The sequence below is a fragment of the Nitrospinota bacterium genome, from assembly GCA_029881495.1.
In the GTDB taxonomy this organism is placed as follows: domain Bacteria; phylum Nitrospinota_A; class UBA7883; order JACRGQ01; family JACRGQ01; genus JAOUMJ01.
The window spans coordinates 1-18655 of record JAOUMJ010000016.1; the positions used below are offsets into that span (position 1 = coordinate 1).

General features: G+C 50.4%; 17 protein-coding genes. 5 read left to right on the forward strand and 12 right to left on the reverse strand.

Going from position 1 to position 18655, the window contains the following annotated elements:
* From OEY64_08190 to OEY64_08210, 5 genes are all read left to right on the forward strand, one after another.
* Window positions 1-763: amidohydrolase family protein (locus tag OEY64_08190; protein ID MDH5542928.1), on the forward strand; the 763-nt coding region annotated here is incomplete at its 5' end.
* A gap of 2 nt (window positions 764-765) precedes the next feature.
* Window positions 766-1665 carry a DUF115 domain-containing protein gene (locus OEY64_08195; protein MDH5542929.1) on the forward strand — a complete coding sequence of 300 codons (900 nt, stop codon included), beginning with the start codon at window positions 766-768 and terminating at the stop codon, window positions 1663-1665.
* A gap of 8 nt (window positions 1666-1673) precedes the next feature.
* Window positions 1674-2000 carry a multidrug efflux SMR transporter gene (locus tag OEY64_08200; protein MDH5542930.1) on the forward strand — a complete coding sequence of 109 codons (327 nt, stop codon included), beginning with the start codon at window positions 1674-1676 and terminating at the stop codon, window positions 1998-2000.
* 60 nt (window positions 2001-2060) lie between these two features.
* A complete protein-coding gene (purH, locus tag OEY64_08205) occupies window positions 2061-3593 on the forward strand; it encodes a bifunctional phosphoribosylaminoimidazolecarboxamide formyltransferase/IMP cyclohydrolase (protein MDH5542931.1) in 1533 nt (510 codons plus the stop codon).
* A 53-nt stretch (window positions 3594-3646) separates the two neighbouring features.
* The gene (locus tag OEY64_08210; protein ID MDH5542932.1) at window positions 3647-4516 is read left to right on the forward strand and encodes a glycine--tRNA ligase subunit alpha; all 870 of its coding nucleotides are present in this window, start codon (window positions 3647-3649) and stop codon (window positions 4514-4516) included.
* A gap of 1064 nt (window positions 4517-5580) precedes the next feature.
* On the opposite strand, the gene OEY64_08215 is transcribed toward OEY64_08210, so the two are convergent.
* The 12 genes from OEY64_08215 to murD form a co-directional block, all read right to left on the reverse strand.
* Window positions 5581-6513, reverse strand: a complete 933-nt coding sequence (locus OEY64_08215) for a glycosyltransferase family 2 protein (GenBank protein MDH5542933.1) — start codon at window positions 6511-6513, stop codon at window positions 5581-5583.
* Window positions 6513-7769, reverse strand: a complete 1257-nt coding sequence (locus OEY64_08220; GenBank protein MDH5542934.1) for a hypothetical protein — start codon at window positions 7767-7769, stop codon at window positions 6513-6515. The genes OEY64_08215 and OEY64_08220 overlap by 1 nt, the downstream gene beginning before the upstream one ends.
* Window positions 7770-7772: 3 nt before the next feature.
* Complete coding sequence (locus OEY64_08225) at window positions 7773-8714, reverse strand: chemotaxis protein (protein MDH5542935.1); 942 nt, start codon at window positions 8712-8714, stop codon at window positions 7773-7775.
* Between the two features lie 167 nt (window positions 8715-8881).
* Window positions 8882-9523 (reverse strand): GAF domain-containing protein, encoded by a 642-nt coding sequence (locus tag OEY64_08230; GenBank protein MDH5542936.1) that lies wholly within the window; start codon window positions 9521-9523, stop codon window positions 8882-8884.
* A gap of 15 nt (window positions 9524-9538) precedes the next feature.
* The gene (gene ftsZ / locus OEY64_08235; protein MDH5542937.1) at window positions 9539-10732 is read right to left on the reverse strand and encodes a cell division protein FtsZ; all 1194 of its coding nucleotides are present in this window, start codon (window positions 10730-10732) and stop codon (window positions 9539-9541) included.
* Window positions 10733-10777: 45 nt separating this feature from the next.
* Window positions 10778-12010 (reverse strand): cell division protein FtsA, encoded by a 1233-nt coding sequence (ftsA, locus tag OEY64_08240; protein ID MDH5542938.1) that lies wholly within the window; start codon window positions 12008-12010, stop codon window positions 10778-10780.
* Window positions 12011-12021: 11 nt separating this feature from the next.
* Complete coding sequence (locus OEY64_08245; protein ID MDH5542939.1) at window positions 12022-12915, reverse strand: FtsQ-type POTRA domain-containing protein; 894 nt, start codon at window positions 12913-12915, stop codon at window positions 12022-12024.
* On the reverse strand, window positions 12912-13772 hold the full coding sequence (murB, locus tag OEY64_08250) for a UDP-N-acetylmuramate dehydrogenase (protein ID MDH5542940.1): 861 nt from the start codon (window positions 13770-13772) through the stop codon (window positions 12912-12914). The genes OEY64_08245 and murB overlap by 4 nt, the downstream gene beginning before the upstream one ends.
* Window positions 13750-15135: a UDP-N-acetylmuramate--L-alanine ligase gene (gene murC / locus OEY64_08255; GenBank protein ID MDH5542941.1), complete on the reverse strand. Its 1386-nt coding sequence runs from the start codon at window positions 15133-15135 to the stop codon at window positions 13750-13752. The genes murB and murC overlap by 23 nt, the downstream gene beginning before the upstream one ends.
* Window positions 15126-16196: an undecaprenyldiphospho-muramoylpentapeptide beta-N-acetylglucosaminyltransferase gene (gene murG, locus OEY64_08260; GenBank protein ID MDH5542942.1), complete on the reverse strand. Its 1071-nt coding sequence runs from the start codon at window positions 16194-16196 to the stop codon at window positions 15126-15128. The genes murC and murG overlap by 10 nt, the downstream gene beginning before the upstream one ends.
* An 11-nt stretch (window positions 16197-16207) precedes the next feature.
* Window positions 16208-17308 carry a putative lipid II flippase FtsW gene (ftsW, locus tag OEY64_08265; protein ID MDH5542943.1) on the reverse strand — a complete coding sequence of 367 codons (1101 nt, stop codon included), beginning with the start codon at window positions 17306-17308 and terminating at the stop codon, window positions 16208-16210.
* The gene (gene murD, locus OEY64_08270; protein ID MDH5542944.1) at window positions 17301-18653 is read right to left on the reverse strand and encodes a UDP-N-acetylmuramoyl-L-alanine--D-glutamate ligase; all 1353 of its coding nucleotides are present in this window, start codon (window positions 18651-18653) and stop codon (window positions 17301-17303) included. Before murD ends, ftsW begins: the two co-directional genes overlap by 8 nt.
* Window positions 18654-18655: the final 2 nt, after the last annotated feature.

Below are 18655 nucleotides of genomic sequence, written 5' to 3' on the forward strand. Positions count from 1 at the left end.
TATCGAAGCGGACCGTTACCCCTACATCGCCTCCAATACCGGACTGCAGGTACTCCTGCCGGACTGGGCGTTCGACGGAGGACGCGACGCGATAGTGGAAAGGCTCAAGGATCCTGAAACCAGGAAACGCTTCAGGGAAGAGATACTAGCCAACCACCCAGAACCGGAATACTGGGACACCGTTATGGTCTCGCAGGTCGCCACAAAAAAGAACTTCGATATTCAGGGCCTCAGGGTTTCTGAGGCATCGCATAAAAGAGGGAAGGATGTTTTCGACTACATCTTCGATCTGCTGATAGAGGAAAAGACGGAAGTCGAAGCGATCTATTTCTGCATGAACGGCGACAATATGGACAGAGTTTTGACAAAGGAGTATGTGATGGTAGGCTCCGATGCCGGAGCGAGAACAATCGGCGGACCGCTCGGAATCGGCCGTCCCCACCCGAGGACATTCGGCACCTTCCCCCGCTTCTTCCAGGATTTTGTTTTCGGCAGAAAGATATTCACGATGCAGGAGGCTGTGCGGAAAACATCCACCGCCGCGTGTGAAAGGTTCGGAATAAAGAACAGGGGGAAACTCATGGAGGGATTTCACGCGGATATCGTGATGCTCGATCCCGACGCCATAGCCGACACCTCCACATACGAAAACCCGCTCTCCTACCCGAAGGGTATTCGCAACGTCTGGGTAAACGGAAACCTCACCGTTAGCAACGGGGAGTATTCCGGCAAGCTCTCCGGCACAGGATTAAAAATAAACTAGACATGGTCGAAAACCTGAATGAGGTAAAGAGTGCGACACTCGCTTTCCTCGGCAGGATTTGGGAAGAGAACTATTTAAAGAACCGCAACAACATCCGCCGAACGCCGGGGGTGAAAAACCTTTTCGACCGATTCAAGAACCTCCCTTCGATAGTTGTTGGGGCCGGGCCTTCTCTCGACAGGAACATAAAGTACATGCAGTACGCTTCCGGCAAGGCGGTCATCATCGCCTGCGATACAGCCCTGAAGATATTAAAACAAAACGGCGTAAAACCCGATATCGTCATCAACCTCGACCCGCAGTCCAACGTAGTGAACTTCTTCGAGGAGATAGATACGCGGGAGATCACCCTTGTAGCGCCGACAATCGCCTACCCGCCGCTCAGGGAAGCGTGGAAAGGGCATTTCTTTTTCTACAACAAGAACGCGCCGGACATCCCATTGCTTGCCGGAATAGCGCACGAACACAGGGAGCTTGGGCTCCTTACTCCGGGGGGATCGGTGCTGTCGGTGGCATTCGACCTCGCTTTCAAGATGGGCGCCGACCCTATCGCATTCATCGGGCAGGATCTCAGCTACAGCGCCGATAACGCCTACGCCTCCGGAGGACATTACACCGGATACAAATCGGAACAGATCTTCGACATCGGCGGCGACAACATCGTGGAGGCGGCCGACCTTTTCGGCAGGAAACTGAAAACGCAGAAATCGATGTTCGTCACGAACGAATGGTTCAAGTGGGCCTTTGAGAGATGGAACGGCGATAAAAAACGGACAATTTACAACTGCTCCGAGGCAGGGATACTTACGTCGTGCGAACAGTCCACCCTCTCCGATTTCGTAAGCAGTTACTGCAGGAAAAAACTCAACGTCGCATGGACCATCAAGAAAGCGTGCAAATAGGGGGAACATTGACAGCTTGGCTCTTTCTCGCTGGCGCGATCCTCTTTGAGGTGGCGGGAACCACTTCGATGAAGCTCTCCGAAGGCTTCACAAAAACGCTCCCTTCCGTCCTTATGTTCGTCTTTTATATCATCTCCCTGGTATGCCTCACATACGCGCTGAAGAAGATCGATGTCGGCGTCGCCTACGCGATATGGGCCGGCGTCGGCACCGCGCTCATTGCGGTTATCGGCATATGGCACTTCCGGGAGCCTGCCACCATGATAAAAATAGGCTCCATTGGGCTGATAATCATAGGGGTTGTCGGCCTCCACCTCTCCAGCTCCGGCAGGTAAGCTTCATATATCTTGAAACTTGACGGAACGGGATTTTCGCAATAGACTTACCTCCTTAAAATGACTGTCAAAAAAATAGAAAGAGCGATAATTTCCGTTTCGGACAAGACAGGTGTGCTTGAACTCGCCAAAGCGCTTGTCGACGCGGGGGCGGAGATACTCTCCACCGGCGGCACCGCCAAGCTCCTTATCGATAACGGCATAAAGGTCACCAAAGGTTCCGAATTTACCGGCTTCCCCGAAATCCTCGACGGCAGGGTAAAGACCCTGAACCCGAAGATCCACGGAGGCATACTTGCCAGGCGCTCGCTTTCAAAACATCTCGACGAAATGAAAAAGAACGACATCAAGCCGATAGACATGGTCGTCGTGAACCTCTACCCGTTTGAAGATACCGTCAAAAAGGATGGTGTAACGGATGAAGATGCGATAGAGAACATAGACATCGGCGGGCCGTGCATGATCCGCGCGGCGGCAAAGAACCACGAATCGGTCGCGGTGGTCACCGATCCAAAGGATTATCCTTCCATCATCTCGGAGATCAGCAAAATAGGGGGACTGACAATAGGCGACAGGAGGAAACTCGCCACGAAGGCATACGCGCGAACATCCGAATACGACGCGGCAATACACGCCTACCTCTCCGGCAGACCGGATCATGATGAATCGGTTTCGCTCGACTACCGCAAGGTTGCAGACCTCCGGTACGGTGAGAACCCGCACCAGTCCGCGGCGTTCTACGCAAATCTGAACGACGAGGTCTACACCGGAAAGAACCAGCTTCACGGCAAGGAGCTCTCCTACAACAACATAGTGGACCTCGACGCCGCGCTTCAGCATGTGCGCGAATACGACAGGACCGCGTGCGTCATCATCAAGCATACGAATCCGTGCGGAGTTGCCATCAACGACGATCAGAAACTCGCCTACGTTCACGCGAGGGATTGCGATCCGGTTTCGGCTTTCGGCTCCGTAATCGCCTTCAACAGGCCGGTGACGGAAGCTACAGCTACCGAGTTGAAAGAGCTTTTCGTGGAGGCGATAATAGCCCCCGACTTTGAAAAAGGGGCGTTTGACTTACTTAAAAAGAAGAAGAACATCCGCCTCATCAAACCGCAGAATTTCAACATCAAAATATCAAGGGTAATAAAGGACGTTGCGGGAGGGATACTTATCCAAAGCCCCGACAATGTCACTCTTGATGAAGACAAGCTGGAAGTCGTCTCGAAACGACAGCCGACCGATGCTGAGATGGAATCTATGAAATTCGCCTGGACAGTGGCGAAGCATGTGAAGTCGAATGCCATCGTCTTCGCACGCGACGGACGGATAATCGGCGTCGGCGCGGGACAGATGAGCCGTGTTGACTCCTCGAAGATAGCGGTATCGAAGGCCACCACCCCCGTGAAAGGGTGCGTGATGGCGTCGGACGCCTTCTTCCCCTTCCGCGACGGGATAGACGCCGCCGGAAAAGAAGGTATAACCGCCGTTATCCAGCCGGGCGGCTCGATGCGCGACGAAGAGGTGATAGCCGCTGCCGACGAATACGGCATGGCAATGGTCTTTACCGGCATTCGTCACTTCCGCCACTAATTCGTCACTCACCCTTTGTCATTTCACCCTCTGGCGCATATAATCTTGGGACTATGAATTTTCAAAACGTCATTTTCGCGCTGGAGAAATACTGGAGCGACAGGGGTTGCGTAATCAATCAACCGATAGATACCGAAGTCGGCGCTGGGACGTTTCACCCCGCTACGTTCCTCCGCGTCCTCGGCCCCGAGCCGTGGAACACCGCGTACGTTCAGCCTTCGAGACGCCCTACCGACGGACGTTTCGGAGAGAATCCGAACCGCCTCCAGCACTACTACCAGTACCAGGTGATACTGAAACCCTCCCCCGACGACATACAGCAGATGTATCTCGATTCGCTCACGCACCTCGGCATCGACCTGAAGGCGCACGACATCCGCTTCGTGGAGGACGACTGGGAATCCCCTACCCTCGGCGCGTGGGGTCTCGGCTGGGAAGTCTGGCTCGACGGGATGGAGATAACGCAGTTCACCTACTTCCAGCAGGTTGGAGGGATAGACCTGAAACCTGTCTCCGGCGAGCTGACCTACGGCCTTGAGCGGATCACGATGTATCTGCAGAACGTAGAATCGGTTTACGACATCAAGTGGAACGACAACGTAACCTACGGGGAGATATTCCTCGATGATGAAAAACAGTTCAGCAAATACAATTTCGAAATGACCGACCCGAAGTTCAACGCGGAGCTTTTCACCAATCTGGAATCACAGGTAAATAAACTTCTGGAGGAAGGGCTGGTTCTCCCCGCTTACAACACTGTTTTAAAATGCTCGCACACGTTCAACCTCCTCGACGCGAGGGGGGCGATATCTGTTACTGAACGGACGAACTACATCGGACGTGTAAGAAAACTTGCAAGCAAGACCGCCAAGGCGTACCTCGAATGGCGCGAATCGCTCGGCTTCCCACTACTGAAGAAATAATTTTCGCTATTGCCATCCCCGCGAAGGCGGGGATCCAGAAAACATCAGACTGTAACCTCTCTTCGCTGGAACACCATCTTTGAAAAAGATTATTCCAGGAATTCCTTGACGATGCAGACCGGTTTGCAGAGCCACTGGCGAGCATTACCGCGAATGCCGGGGCAAGAATGAAATGGAAATAATCGATAGTCTACAATATTTTTCCCCTCCTTTTTGTAAGGAGGGGCGCAGGGGTGGTTCACAAAAGTGGTCATTGCGAGCGGAGCGAAGCAATCTCTCCCGTGGGTGAATCCGGGGAGAGATCGCCACGGCCTCCTTCGGAGTCCTCGCGATGACATCGAACCCCGGTTCCCTCTTGCAGAGAATTTAAACCGCGCTGACCGAAAACGCGGGGAATTTTTCCCCGTTACGATATTATTCCAGGAATTCCTTGATGATGCAGACCGGTTTGCAGAGCCACTAGCGAGCATTACCGCGAATGCCGGGGCAAGAATGAAATGGAAATAATCGATAGTCTACAATATTTTTCCCCTCCTTTTTGTAAGGAGGGGCGCAGGGGTGGTTCACAAAAGTGGTCATTGCGAGCGGAGCGAAGCAATCTCTCCCGTGGGTGAATCCGGGGAGAGATCGCCACGGCCTCCTTCGGAGTCCTCGCGATGACATCGAACCCCGGTTCCCTCTTGCAGAGAATTTAAACCGCGCTGACCGAAAACGCGGGGAATTTTTCCCCGTTACGATATTATTCCAGGAATTCCTTGATGATGCAGACCGGTTTGCAGAGCCACTAGCGAGCATTACCGCGAATGCCGGGGCAAGAATGAAATGGAAATAATCGATAGTCTACAATATTTTTCCCCTCCTTTTTGTAAGGAGGGGCGCAGGGGTGGTTCACAAAAGTGGTCATTGCGAGCGGAGCGAAGCAATCTCTCCCGTGGGTGAATCAGGGGAGAGATCGCCACGGCCTCCTTCGGAGTCCTCGCGATGACATCGAACCTGGGTTCCCTCTTGCCGAGAATTTAAACCGCGCTGACCGAAAACGCGGGGAATCTTTCCCCGTTACAATATTATTCCAGAAATTCTTTGACGATGTAGACAGGTTTTTTAAGGAGGTGGCGGAAGAGGCCGGAGGCGCGTTCGTTTATCAGCGCGAGAACGGCGGAGACAAGCCCACCCATGAAGAACATGTATGGATAGATTATGTATTCGAGGAGCGTCACTTCACCCGACTTCAGAGCGGGGTAGCCGACAATAAAAGCGGTGAAACAGAGGAGGACGGAGAGCGCAGCCGTCGCCATAAGGATGGTTGTCGCTATCGGTTTCGATGCTGACGTTATCAGAAGGTCGAGGCTAAGCTGTAAAAGGCGCATGAAGTTGTAGCGCGATTTCCCTTCGCTCCTTTTTCGTTCCTGTATCTTCACCTCCGTAACTGGAACCCCCTTCGAGGCGATGTAGGTAGTAATATGTTTCAGGAAGTCGAGATTGTCCGAAAGCTCGTCTATGAACTCCCGCCTGAATACGTTAAGCGCGCATCCGTAGTCGTGAAGGGGATGTTTAAGGAACCTGTTCCGCATGAAGTTGAACATCTTCGACGGGATCCTTCGCATGAAGAAGGAGTTCTCCCTGTTCACCCTCCATCCGAAAGCGGCGGCGAACCCGTTATTCTCTATTTCGTTTATGAAGCGGGGTAGCTCTGCGGGATCGTTCTGCAGGTCGGAATCTATCATGGCGACAAGGTCACCCTTCGCCACCTGGAACCCGGCGGCGAAGGCCGCGTGCTGTCCGTAATTGCCGTTGAACCTTATTATCTTTATTCTCCTGTTGCTCTCCCGTTTCTCTTTCAGGATTTCGTAGCTCTTGTCTACACAGCCGTCGTCGATGAATATCAGCTCGTAATCGTATGGGGCAAGGTGCCGCGCCAGCTCTTCCAGCAGTAAAGGTATGTTCTTCTCCTCATTATATACGGGGATGACCACGCTCAGGTAGGGGCGGTTTGCCATTATGTGAACCTCCTGTTCGTCTGGTTCGCGAAGAGGTGCGCGTCCTCGCTCGGCTTTCTGATGAGTGAAAGGATCCCGCCATCCGCGAGAACTTCCGCGGGGAGCGGGTGGCTGAGGAAAAAGTTCATCGATGCGGAATAGCCGTACGCCCCTGAATTGAAAATCCCAAGAATATCCCCTTCCCTTACCTCAGGGAGCGAGACCGGAAGCTCCGACTGGTCGAGGGTTGTGCAGAGCGGGCCACCGAGGATATATTTTTTCATCTTCCCTTTCGGTTTTCTGTTCAGCAATCTTACCGGGAACTCCCTGCTTACGCGGAAAGGGAAGAGTGCGTGATGTATACCGCCGTCGGTGAGTGCGAAGCTCTTTCCCCTTATATTTTTCACCGCAACTACCTTCATCACATACAACCCTGCCGGCCCGCAAAGATACCGGCCAGGCTCCAGAAAATATTTTACCCTTTTTAACTCACTGTACTTATCGTTCTCTTCGGCCATCTTCTTTAGGCCGCGTTTCAGGCGGGCGAGGTCGAACTCCTTCTCCCCTTCCCTGTACGGGATCCCCAATCCTCCGCCGAAATTGATATAGCGCGGTGCGAACCTGCTTTTCATGGATGCCTTTGCCAGCCAATCCCTGAAAAGGGACGCCCCTTTCAGCCATGCGTCTGCGGAGAGTATCTGCGTCCCCATGTAAACATGGAAGCCTACGAGATCGAGATTCTCAAAACTCCCCTTTTCCATGAGAATCTTCAGCGCGTCATCCTGCGAAAAGCCGAATTTCTCGCTCCCCCCTGTCATGACAACTCCGCTCTTCCCGTTTTTGACGGAAAAATCGGGATTGACCCTTATGGCAACTTTCTGTCTTCTGCCGGAAGAGTTGAGGCGCAAAAGCTCCTCTTTCGATTCCGCGTGTATGACATTGAATGATTTTTTTTCAAAAAGGGAGAATTCCTTATCGGTCTTTACCGGCCCGGAGAAAGAAATTTCGCCAGGCTTAAAACCCCCCTTGAGAGCCCCCTTCGCCTCGCCAGCAGAGGCGACCTCCGCGTACGCGCCCAGCTCCCGGTAAAGCCTGATAACCGAAATGTTCGGATTCGCCTTGACGGCGAAACAGATCTTCCACCCTTTCGGCAAGGCTGAAGCAAGCGCCTTATACCTTGATCTGATTATTCCGGCATCGTAAAGATAGAACGGTGTTCCCGTCTTTGAAACGGCATCAAGGATATCGTGGTCGGAGAAACTGCTGATAGGGTTCAAGCGCTATTTGGCGAGCCTGTCCACATGATGAACCAGCTTTGCCAGGTCTGGTTTGCTGAGGAAATGATCCACGCCGATAGATTTCCATTTCTTCTTGTTTTCATCCGTAACAAGAGAGGAATAGACCACTACAGGAACATCCTTGAGAACATCGTGCTTTTTTAAATTCGTAACAAGATGAAGGCCGTCCATCGCAGGCATTTCAATGTCTGTGATTATCAGGTTGAGGTAACTTTTGATCTGCCTGCTGCTTTTCCGGGCTTCCTCCGCGGCGGTCGTCAGCTTTGTAAGCGCCTCCCTGCCGTTTGAGGCGGTGAAGACCCTGTATCCGGCAGTTTTGAGCATCTCGCTCATCTGTTTCCTCACAAAGGCCGAATCCTCCGCGATGAAAATCGTTTTCCCCGCTCTCTTGCCAGAACTTCTAATATCGATCTTGCTGACGCGCCCCATATCTGGATTAATCTCGGAGACTATCCTCTCGAAATCAAGCATCATCAATATCTTTTCGTCAAACTTAACCATCCCGGTGATGCACTCTTTTTCGGCCTGGTTCATTATCCCCGCCGGGGTTTCAACCGACGTCCATGATACTCTATGTATGCGCGCCACCTCATGCACCATAAACCCGGTAAGTATCCGGTTGAACTCAGTAATTATCACCCTTTTGCAGGTCGATCCGTCATCTTCCTTATCGAGCCATTGGGGGAGATTTACTATCGGGATGATCTTTCCACGAAGGTTTATAACCCCAATGATCGATGGATGCGCTTTTGGAACATCGGAAAATTTGGGGGGAGTTTTGATGATCTCCTTTACCTTCGCTACATTTACCCCGTAATAGCTCGGTACGATATTCCCATGTTCATCGTTGTAATTTATCTGGAATTCGACTATCTCAAGTTCGTTCGTGCCGCTTTCCAGCAATATACCTGTTTTGGACATCATACTCTCTTCCCTTCACTCCTCTAGAATTGAGTATATATCATAGTGTTCTGGCGGACAAATGCTTAATATTTTTGACTATACCGCCCGAAAACGGAGAAATACGGACGCAGGAAAGACGGCTAAAACAGTACCGGAATCGGTTTCAAACCCGATTTGAAGATAACCAGTCAGTTCACATTTTTCACATGATCATTCAATTGGCTTTTCAACTCATGAATCGAGATCGTTAGTGAAAGTATCTTCGCCATTTGAGTCAAAAAATCTACCGGCGTACCGCTACGATACCTTGAAGGGGTATTGCACCCCAGATTCAATGTCCCGATATTGTCCCCAAGATGGAATAGCGGCACGATGGCCTCCGATTTTACACGTCTGAACAGTCTGAAACCAAAGTGATCCACCGAACCATGCTCCAGGTCTCCGCGAAGGATCGGCAGGCCGGATGCTCCCCTCATCTCTGCCAGCTTTTCTCTATCCATGTAGAACAGCCTTTCAAAAAGCGCGTCGTTCAACTCTCCATTTTCCACTTTCTGTTTGCCAAGATACTTTTCGAACCTTCTGTCCAGGCAGAAAGTAACGGCGCTGATGGCAAACTCCTTCCTGATCATTTCTGAAGTTTCCAATACCAGCGACCGTAAATCGGCGCATTTCAAAATTCTGTCCCCAACATCGTTGAACTTCTGGAGAATTTCATAGTTTTTCTGGTTCGACTGTACAACGAACGTCAGTTTTTCCCTAAGGACGAAATTGTCTTTCCTCAAATCCCTGTTAACGATTTTCCTGGCAAGCTCCACGTTTCTTTTATTCACGGGCAACTCCTTTTATTAATCGGCCTGTCTTCTCATGAAAGTCGGTATCTCCACGGGATCCGTGAACTCATCGAAGTCCATGCTGATCGCGTGCTTTTCCTGTTTTACTCTCGGCAGGCTCATCAGGTTCTGTTTGGTTTTCACTGCCTCCTCCTTGGCCACTCTTGCTTCTTCGGCCTTTTTGGCTTCCAGCATTTCCTCTCTGCGCGCCGCTTCAGGATCGAAACCGGTTGCGATGACCGTAACCATTATCTCTTCCTTGAAAGTCGGATCTATGACAGAGCCGAAAATGATATTGGCGTCTTCATGGGCATTCCTCTGTATCTCCATTGCCGCTTCGTTTACCTCGTAGAGGGTCATGTCCGGCCCACCGGTGATATTTATAAGAATTCCTTTTGCACCCTTTATTGAAGCTTCCTCAAGCAACGGTGAATGAATAGCCTTTTGAGCCGCTTCAATAGCCTTGTTGTCGCCAACCGCTATACCGCTCCCCATCAGCGCCTGACCCATTTCGGACATTATTGTCTGCACGTCCGCGAAGTCGAGGTTCACGTGTCCATGCACCGTTATGAGATTTGATATACCCTTCACAGCGTTTACGAGCACCGAATCAGCGGTCGTAAAGGCATCTAGCAGGGAGGTTTTCTTGTCGACTATTCCGAGGAGTCTTTGGTTCGGGATGGTTATAAGGGTATCGGTACACTTTTCAAGTTCCTTCAGCCCCATATCCGCCTGTAGCGACCTCTTTTTACCTTCGAAACTGAAAGGCTTCGTTACCACGCCAACAGTCAGCGCGCCTTTGTCCTTTGCTATCGAAGCGACTATAGGAGCGGCGCCGGTCCCTGTACCGCCACCCATACCTGCCGTGACAAACACCATATCGGCGCCGTCCAGAATGGCGCTGATTGCTTCAATATCCTCAAGCGCCGCCTTTTTTCCTACTTCAGGATTTCCGCCAGCGCCAAGACCTCTTGTGAGATTCTTGCCTATCTGGATCTTTACCGGAACATTGGAGCGGTATAGCGCCTGTGAATCCGTATTGCAGATCACAAATTCCACCCCTTCAATTGAGTTGCTCATCATCGCAAGAACGGCGTTCCCGCCACCTCCGCCACATCCGACCACCATAATCTTTGCCGAACGATTCGCGTCGCTGGCAAAATTAAAGAGCGGTTGCTCTACCTTTAAAGTATCCTTATCTTTTCCCATGACATACTCCCTTCTAAACCAAATATCTTTTGACTGCCCTGCCTGTTAAAAGAAATCTTCAATCCATCCTTTCATCCGATCCGTTATATTGTTGAAAAGGTTTCTACCCTTTAACGGTGCTTTCACCCCTTTTTTCCTATCCCTGTAGCCAAAGAGAAGAAGGCCCACTGCTGTGGCGAACTGCGGATGATTAACCACATCCGTAAGACCGCCAAGATTTGACGGTACGCCGCGCCGAACCGGCAAACCAAAAACCTTTTCGGCCACCTGCGTCATACCTTCAAGATTCGTCGTCCCTCCGGTAATCACTATTCCCGACGTAAGAAGATCCAGATATCCGGAACTTACGATGTCGTGCCGTATCATCTGAAACATCTCTTCCACGCGCGGCTCGATTATCTCCGCAAGCATCTGCCTGCCTATAACCCTTGGTTCACGGCCTCCTACGCTTGGAACCTCTATCTTTTCGTCGCTACCCACCTCCGAGGTCAAGGCGCAACCATGCTTTATCTTTATTTTTTCAGCCTCGGCATGAGGGGTCCGCAATCCTATCGCTATGTCATTTGTTATATGGTTTCCACCTACGGAAATGACCGACGTATACTTGATCGAGTCCTCCGAGAAAATCGCAATATCTGCCGTGCCTCCGCCGATATCCACAAGTGCGACCCCTAGATCTCGCTCATCCGGATCCAGCACCGACTCCGCGGAAGCCAGCTGTTCTACAATTATGTCAGCCACATCAAGGCCCGCCCTGTTCACACATCGAACAATATTCTGCGCGGAAGTTACTGCGCCCGTAATGATGTGGATCCTGGCCTCAAGCCGAACGCCGGACATCCCTTTCGGCTCCTTGATACCGCTCTGGCCGTCAAGTATGTACTGCTGGGGCAATACATGAAGCAACTCCCTGTCCATCGGAATTGCGACCGCCTTGGCGGCTTCAATCACTCGTTCCTTGTCGGTATCGCTTACTATCCCGTTCTTTACAGCAATGATCCCATGCGAATTGAAACCTTTTATGTGTCCGCCAGCAATACCGGCATATACCGACTGAACTTCCGACCCGGCCATAAGTTCTGCTTCCTCGATAGCGGATTTAATCGACTCAACCGTACCTTCTATATTTACTACAACCCCTTTTCGCAGTCCCTTCGATGGATGCGTGCCGATTCCGATTATGCTTAAAGTGTCGTCATCCAGCTCCGCTATTACCGCGCATATCTTTGTCGTCCCTATATCAAGGCCTACTATTATTTCCTTGTCTTTTTTTGCCATTTCACCACCCCTCACAATGTAAAATTGTTTTTCTCTTTCCGAAGCGGTTCGTTTTCCTGTCCGCCACGGACAACCACAACCTGATTTTTAAATGAAAGATCTATCGCCTTTGCTGTTTCGCCCCTTGAAGCCAAAATTTTCCTGACAGCAAGATACTCAAGAAATTTTTCCTTCCATTCTTCCCTCTTTGAAGGAAATGAAATGAATATTCTGTCCTTGCCTGTCACCGCTTTCAGCCTGTCGGGATTGCCTATGTCAACCTCAACTATCTGATCATGAAATACATTTTCCCTGTTAAAAAGGTTCTTGATTGCAAAGGCGTCGTCGAATTCCGCCCTATCGATCACGTCGCCCGGACGAAAACCGCCGCTAAATCCCGTTACCATGAGAAATCCGTCCGAATCGGATGCCTTCCCTAAAATTATTCCGTCCCTGCTCACCAGGTATTTTTCCTCCCCTGCAACTATTACAGCTTCCGCTTTCCTTACTGCCACTGTAACGGCCAATGTCGACGGGAGTTCCTTTTCGAACGAAACCGATTCGAGCCACGGGTTTTGCAGGATGATCTCGGAGACGGCATCAAGATCGGTCATAAAGATATTGCCTCGCAGACTCCCTGCGGCTTTGCCGAGAATGTCGCTGACTGCTATCATCTCGTTTCCGATTACTTTCACTTTCTTGATAATAAATACCGGGTGCGTAACCGCCACATGATAACAAGCTGTCAATATCAAAGCCGTGACAGTAAAGAGAACCAGCTGCATAAGGAATTTCCCGAAAATTCCCGGCCCCTCCTGTTTTGCCGCAGCCAGATGCACTCTTTGAGAACCAAGGGCGCTCTTGTATTTTGGCAATTCTGAGATCCTGTCAGTCCGGATCTTGTTTTTCACCAATGTCCGCATCATATATTTCCTGCCGTTATTATTTCGCGCTGAAGGGATATCCCCCTCTTTTCCTTGACCGTCGTTTCGACTTTCCTTATCAACTCCATTACCTGAGCGGCGGTCGCGTTGCCTAGATTGATAATGAAATTGGCATGCTTTTCACTGACCATCGCGTCGCCAACTTTTTCTCCCTTGAAGCCAAGTTCTTCAATAATCTTTCCCGCATATTCGCCCGGAGGATTTTTAAAGATAGAGCCTGCCGAAGGGTAGTTCAAAGGCTGGCTGTTCTTTCTTTTTTCGTACAAGGCCATCATCGTTTCCTTTATCTCTTTTTCAATACCTCTCTCCAGCACGAATGAAGCCGCAATAATCACCGCTCCTTTTGGCAAAGAACTCTCCCTGTAAGAGAGAGAGAGGTCTTTTGCGTCAACCGTTTCATATCTGTTGTTTACAAGGAGCCGCACCCTGGACAATACATCTTTCACTTCTTTCCCGTTGGCCCCCGCGTTCATCACTACCGCGCCACCCACTGTGCCGGGTATGCCGAAAGCAAATTCCATCCCTTTCAATCCAAGCCGGGAAACTTTTCTTGCAAGCGCGGTAAATCCATATCCGCTACCCACAGTCACTTCCACAGCCCCGTCCTCCAACTGAGTCGATTCAAACTCGCACATCCCTTTCATGGATATCACTACCGGTACCCCTTCATCCGAAACAAGCATGTTTGTTCCGCCGCCAAGCAGAAGCGCATTGTTGTTTTCATCAAACAGGGCAGCAACTTCCTCTTCGCTGTCTGGAATAAAAAACAGACCTGCGTTACCCCCAATCCTGATGGACGTGTGGTTTTTAATCGGTTCATTTTTTCGAATTGTTTTCATTTTCCAGATACTTCTCTCCCTGGAGGAAGACGTTTCCCGCTCCAAGCGTTAATAATATGTCACCTTTCTTAAGGTTTTTATTCAGCCACTCTACGGAATCATCGACCGACTCCAGCAGGTGCACGTTCTTATGCCCATTTGCGATCGCACCATCGGATATCAGATTCGAACTTATTCCCTGTATAGGCTTTTCGCTGGCGGCGTATATCGGAAGAACTGCCAACACGTCCGTGTCAGAAAACGATTCCGTAAAACCGTTCAGGCAATCCCGTGTTCTCGTATATCTGTGAGGCTGAAAAAGAGTTACTAATCTTCTATCGCTGAACGCTCCTCGCAATCCCTTCAGTGTCGCTTTTATTTCATTCGGATGGTGGCCATAATCATCGATTACCTTCACACCGTTCTTTTCACCTTTAACCTCAAGACGTCTGGCGATACCGGAAAAGTCGTTCAACGCTTTCTTGATAGTTTCAAAATCGATCTCAAGTAGCAATCCCGTCTGTATCGCAGCCAGGGAGTTCAATACGTTATGCCTACCGGTAAGATTCAGCTGAACCTTTCCCATCGGCCTTCCGTCTTTTACCAAGGTGTAACTGCTTCTCAATCCATCCTGTGCGTAATCTGTAGCCGAGAGATCACAATCCTCTGAAAATCCGAACGTGATGAACCGTTTGTTCATCCGGGGCGCAAAGGAACTCAATACTGGATCGTCTCCGTTCGCAATGGTAGCCCCGAAAAACGGAACATTGTTGCAAAACTCCATGAAAGCTTCGTGAAGCTTCTTTTCTGTGCCGTAGTAGTCGAGATGCTCGGCATCAATGTTCGTCACTACAGCGACTATCGGCGCAAGATGCAAAAAGGAACCGTCCGATTCATCCGCTTCCGCTACAAGATATTCGCCCCTGCCGAGCTTTGCGCCCGATTCAAAACGCTTCACCCTCCCGCCTATAACGACAGTTGGATCAAGGCCCGCTTCAACAAGTATCGCGGCTACAAGAGTGGATGTCGTGGTTTTGCCATGCGCACCTGCCACGGCTATCCCCTCTTTCATTCGCATCAGTTCAGCGAGCATCTCTGCGCGCGGGATTACTGGTATCCTCTTCCCGATGGCGGTAACCACCTCAGGGTTGTCCGGCTGAACAGCGGAGGAAACCACTAGAACCTCCGCGTCGCCTACATTTTCGGAGGCGTGCCCTATAAATATTTTAGCTCCGAGTTTTTCAAGCCTGTAGATAACATCCGAGCGGGTGATATCCGAACCCTGCACTTTGTGTCCCAGATTCAAAAGTATCTCCGCTATCCCGCTCATGCCGGAACCGCCTATTCCAACAAAATGAATTATCCGAGGTTTATTCAGCCCCATGTTCCCTCCAGTGCTTCGCATATCCCTCGCGCGATGGTCTCACCCGCGAAAGGCTTTGCCAGTTCCCTTGCGTTCGCCGACATTAATTCAAGTTTCTTCGCATCAGTGATCAGTTCCCTTATTTTCGAGGAGACCGACTCTCCGGAAAGTTCGGCGTTATCAAGATAGATTGCGGCGCCTTCATCGGAGAGAGATAACGCGTTCAGCTTTTGATGCCCACCTGCTCCCGGATACGGGACGAGTATTGAAGGCAAACCTGAGAGCGTCAGCTCGGCGCATGTCGACGCGCCGGCCCGACAGAGAGCGAGGCTCCCTTTACTCATGATTTCCGCAATGTTTTCAAAATAGGGCTGAACATGCGCACTGGGAAATATCTTTTCATACGAACTTTTCACCGATTCGAAATCAAGCTTTCCGGTCTGATGATAGATCGTGCACCCGATATCCTTTATCAGCGGGAGCGCTTCCACGACAGCATTGTTTATCGAGCGGGCCCCCTGAGACCCCCCCATGACGATGAGAACCTTTTCCCCTTTTGAGAACCGGTTGTTATCGCCAAAAGAGAAACCTTTTCTCACTGGATTTCCGGAGATTACGACATTTGCACCTTTCAGCCATTGAGCGCTTTTCTCAAACGATGTAAACACTTTCCTCGCCTTCAGCGAAAGTTTTCTGGTTACCAGCCCGGGATAGACATTCTGCTCGATAAGAAAGAGCGGAATTTTTTTCAGTATCGCGGCTATCGCCGTTGGAGCGGAAGCGTACCCTCCCGCGCCTATCACGGCGTTCGGCCTGAACGTGTTGAGCATCTTCATCGCTTTCAGAACCGCAAGCGGCAGGAGGAACAGAGCGGTTAGCGATTTGAATAAATCCTTTCTGTCGAATCCTTTTATGTTTACACCGAAGAATTCGAAACCGGCCTTCTTTGCCAATTCCTTTTCCGGACCGTAAAGACCGCCGGAAAATAGTATCGCGTGATTCATTCCTTTAAGTTCCTCAGCTACGGTCAACATTGGATATATATGTCCTCCGGTTCCTCCGGTGGAAACAACAATCCTCACGCCGACCCCTTTCAAGTTGTGTGTTCTGATACATTCAACAAAATTCCCGTGCTGATCATCCACATGACAAGCGCCGATCCTCCTACCGAAATGAACGGGAGAGGGAGGCCTTTCGTAGGTAGCAAGCCTGTGGTAACGCACATGTTAACTATCGCCTGGATACCGATGCTCAGTGTGATCCCTGTGGCAAGGTACATGCCGAACGAATCCGGCGCCCTGAAAGCAACCTTCAGCCCCCTGTAAATGATTATCGAAAAAAGGGCTATGACCACAAGGCATCCTATCAATCCCGACTCTTCCCCGATAATCGAGAATATAAAGTCGGTATGCGCATCAGGGAGGTAGAAATTTTTCTGCATGCTGTCACCTAGCCCCAGCCCAAAAATGTGCCCATTCCCCAGCGCGATATACGATTGAATTATCTGGAAACCGCTGTCGGAAGGATCGGCCCATGGATCCAGGAAGGCGAGAATGCGCTTCCGCCTGTATTCAACGCTTAGTATCGCGACGTAAAGGAACGGGAGAAGCGAAAGAAATGTCCCGATAATGTATGAAGTCTTGATCCCCGAAACGAAAAAGAGCGAAAATATCACAAGCGCAAGGATGAGTGATGTTCCAAGATCCGGCTGTTTTAATATGAGAAGGAATCCAACTCCAAGCGCTATTGCGCTCGGCATGTAACCTGTCACAAAATCCTTCAGCTTCCCCTCCTCCTCTTTTTTTACGAGGAACGCCGAGAAAAATATTATCAGCGCCAGCTTTGCGAACTCCGCAGGCTGAAATGAAACGAATCCGAAGCTTAACCATCTTCTCGCGCCGCCTACCTCCCTGCTGAACTGGGGAATGAATACGATAACCAGCATTGCAATGGAAACCAGATAAAATACCGGCGCAAGTTTCCTAAGGTTCCTATAGTCGACTCGCATCGCCACAAACATTCCCGCAGAGCCTATCAGCACCCAGAGGAGATGCCTCTTTATAAAAAACGACGGGTCTCCATACCGGAACCCCGCTATCGTACCGCTTGCGGAATAAACCATCGCAATGCCGATGATAACCAGGGTGACAACCGAAAACAGGATCTTATAATCTATTTCTCTTCTTTTAGGCATGCGCCACCTCGTTATTCGAAACTATTTTTTCCACGGCCTCGCGAAACTTGTCGCCTCTATCCTCGAAATTTCGGAACATATCAAAGCTCGCACACGCTGGTGAAAGCAGAACGCTTCCAGCACCTACAAGTTCAGCACCCTTTTTTACCGCCTCCGCCATTGATGACGCATTGACTACTTTTTTATAATCGCCGAACGATTTGGCTATCTTTTCAGCCGCTTCCCCTATGAGCACAACGTGCCCATTTTTTTTGCGAATGAGATCAGCAAGCGGTGCGAAATCACCGGCCTTGTCGCGTCCACCAAGAATTACGCAGACGCCTTCTTCCATACCTTCAACCCCCTTCAATGCCGCATTGACGTTAGTAGCCTTTGAGTCGTTGATATACCTGACGCCCCGATATTCTCCAACCAGCTCCATTCTGTGAGGGAGCCCCTTGAAAGTGAAAAGCGCTTCCCTTACAGCTTCGATATCAACGCCCGCGCAGTAAGCGATTGCCGATGCGGCGGCGCCGTTCTCGATGCCGCTTTTACCTATCAATTTTATCTCCGATGTTTTGCATATTTCCGTTTCCCGCCCTTTATCCGACAGGATCATTTTTTCTCCGGAAACGTAAACGCCATCCTTCATTTTTTTCTCGCATGAAAAACCGAAAAGGCGGGATGGTATTTCACCGGACAGCGATGCCGTGGTCACATCATCCATGTTCAGCACGCAAAAATCGGCGGATGTCTGCCTGGCAAATACCCTCTTTTTCAACTCCACATATCTTTCAAGCGTCTTGTGCCTGTCGAGATGATCCGGTGTAATATTCAGAATTGCCGATACCTTTGGCGCGAATGTGACCGCCCCTTCAAGCTGAAAAGAGCTGATCTCGGCTACGACGTTTGTTCCGAAAATGGAAAGCCCCTCTTCACCGATCACCGGATTACCGATGTTGCCGCAGACGATGGCTTCCTTGCCGCCTCTCTTGAGCATTTCACCCACCAGCATGGTCGTAGTGCTTTTTCCGTTTGTCCCGGTAATCGCTATCCAATCCCTCTTGTATTCCGTGAATGCAAGTTCTATTTCGCTTATAACCGTAACTCCGGCTTCCCTGAAATACGAGAGGACATCACCTTCCCATGGAACACCGGGCGAGGTTACCACAAGATCGTACTCGGATTTCATAACGGAGGCGAAACCGCCAACTGAAACGGAGACGCTTTTGTCCAGCAAAGCGATGCTATCAGTAAGCTCCTTTTCCGTCTTGTTGTCGGTAATAGTTACCGTGTGATTTTTATCGGCAAGATAGTTTGCAACCGCGATCCCGCTTTTTCCCAAACCTACAACAAGTATTTCCACAA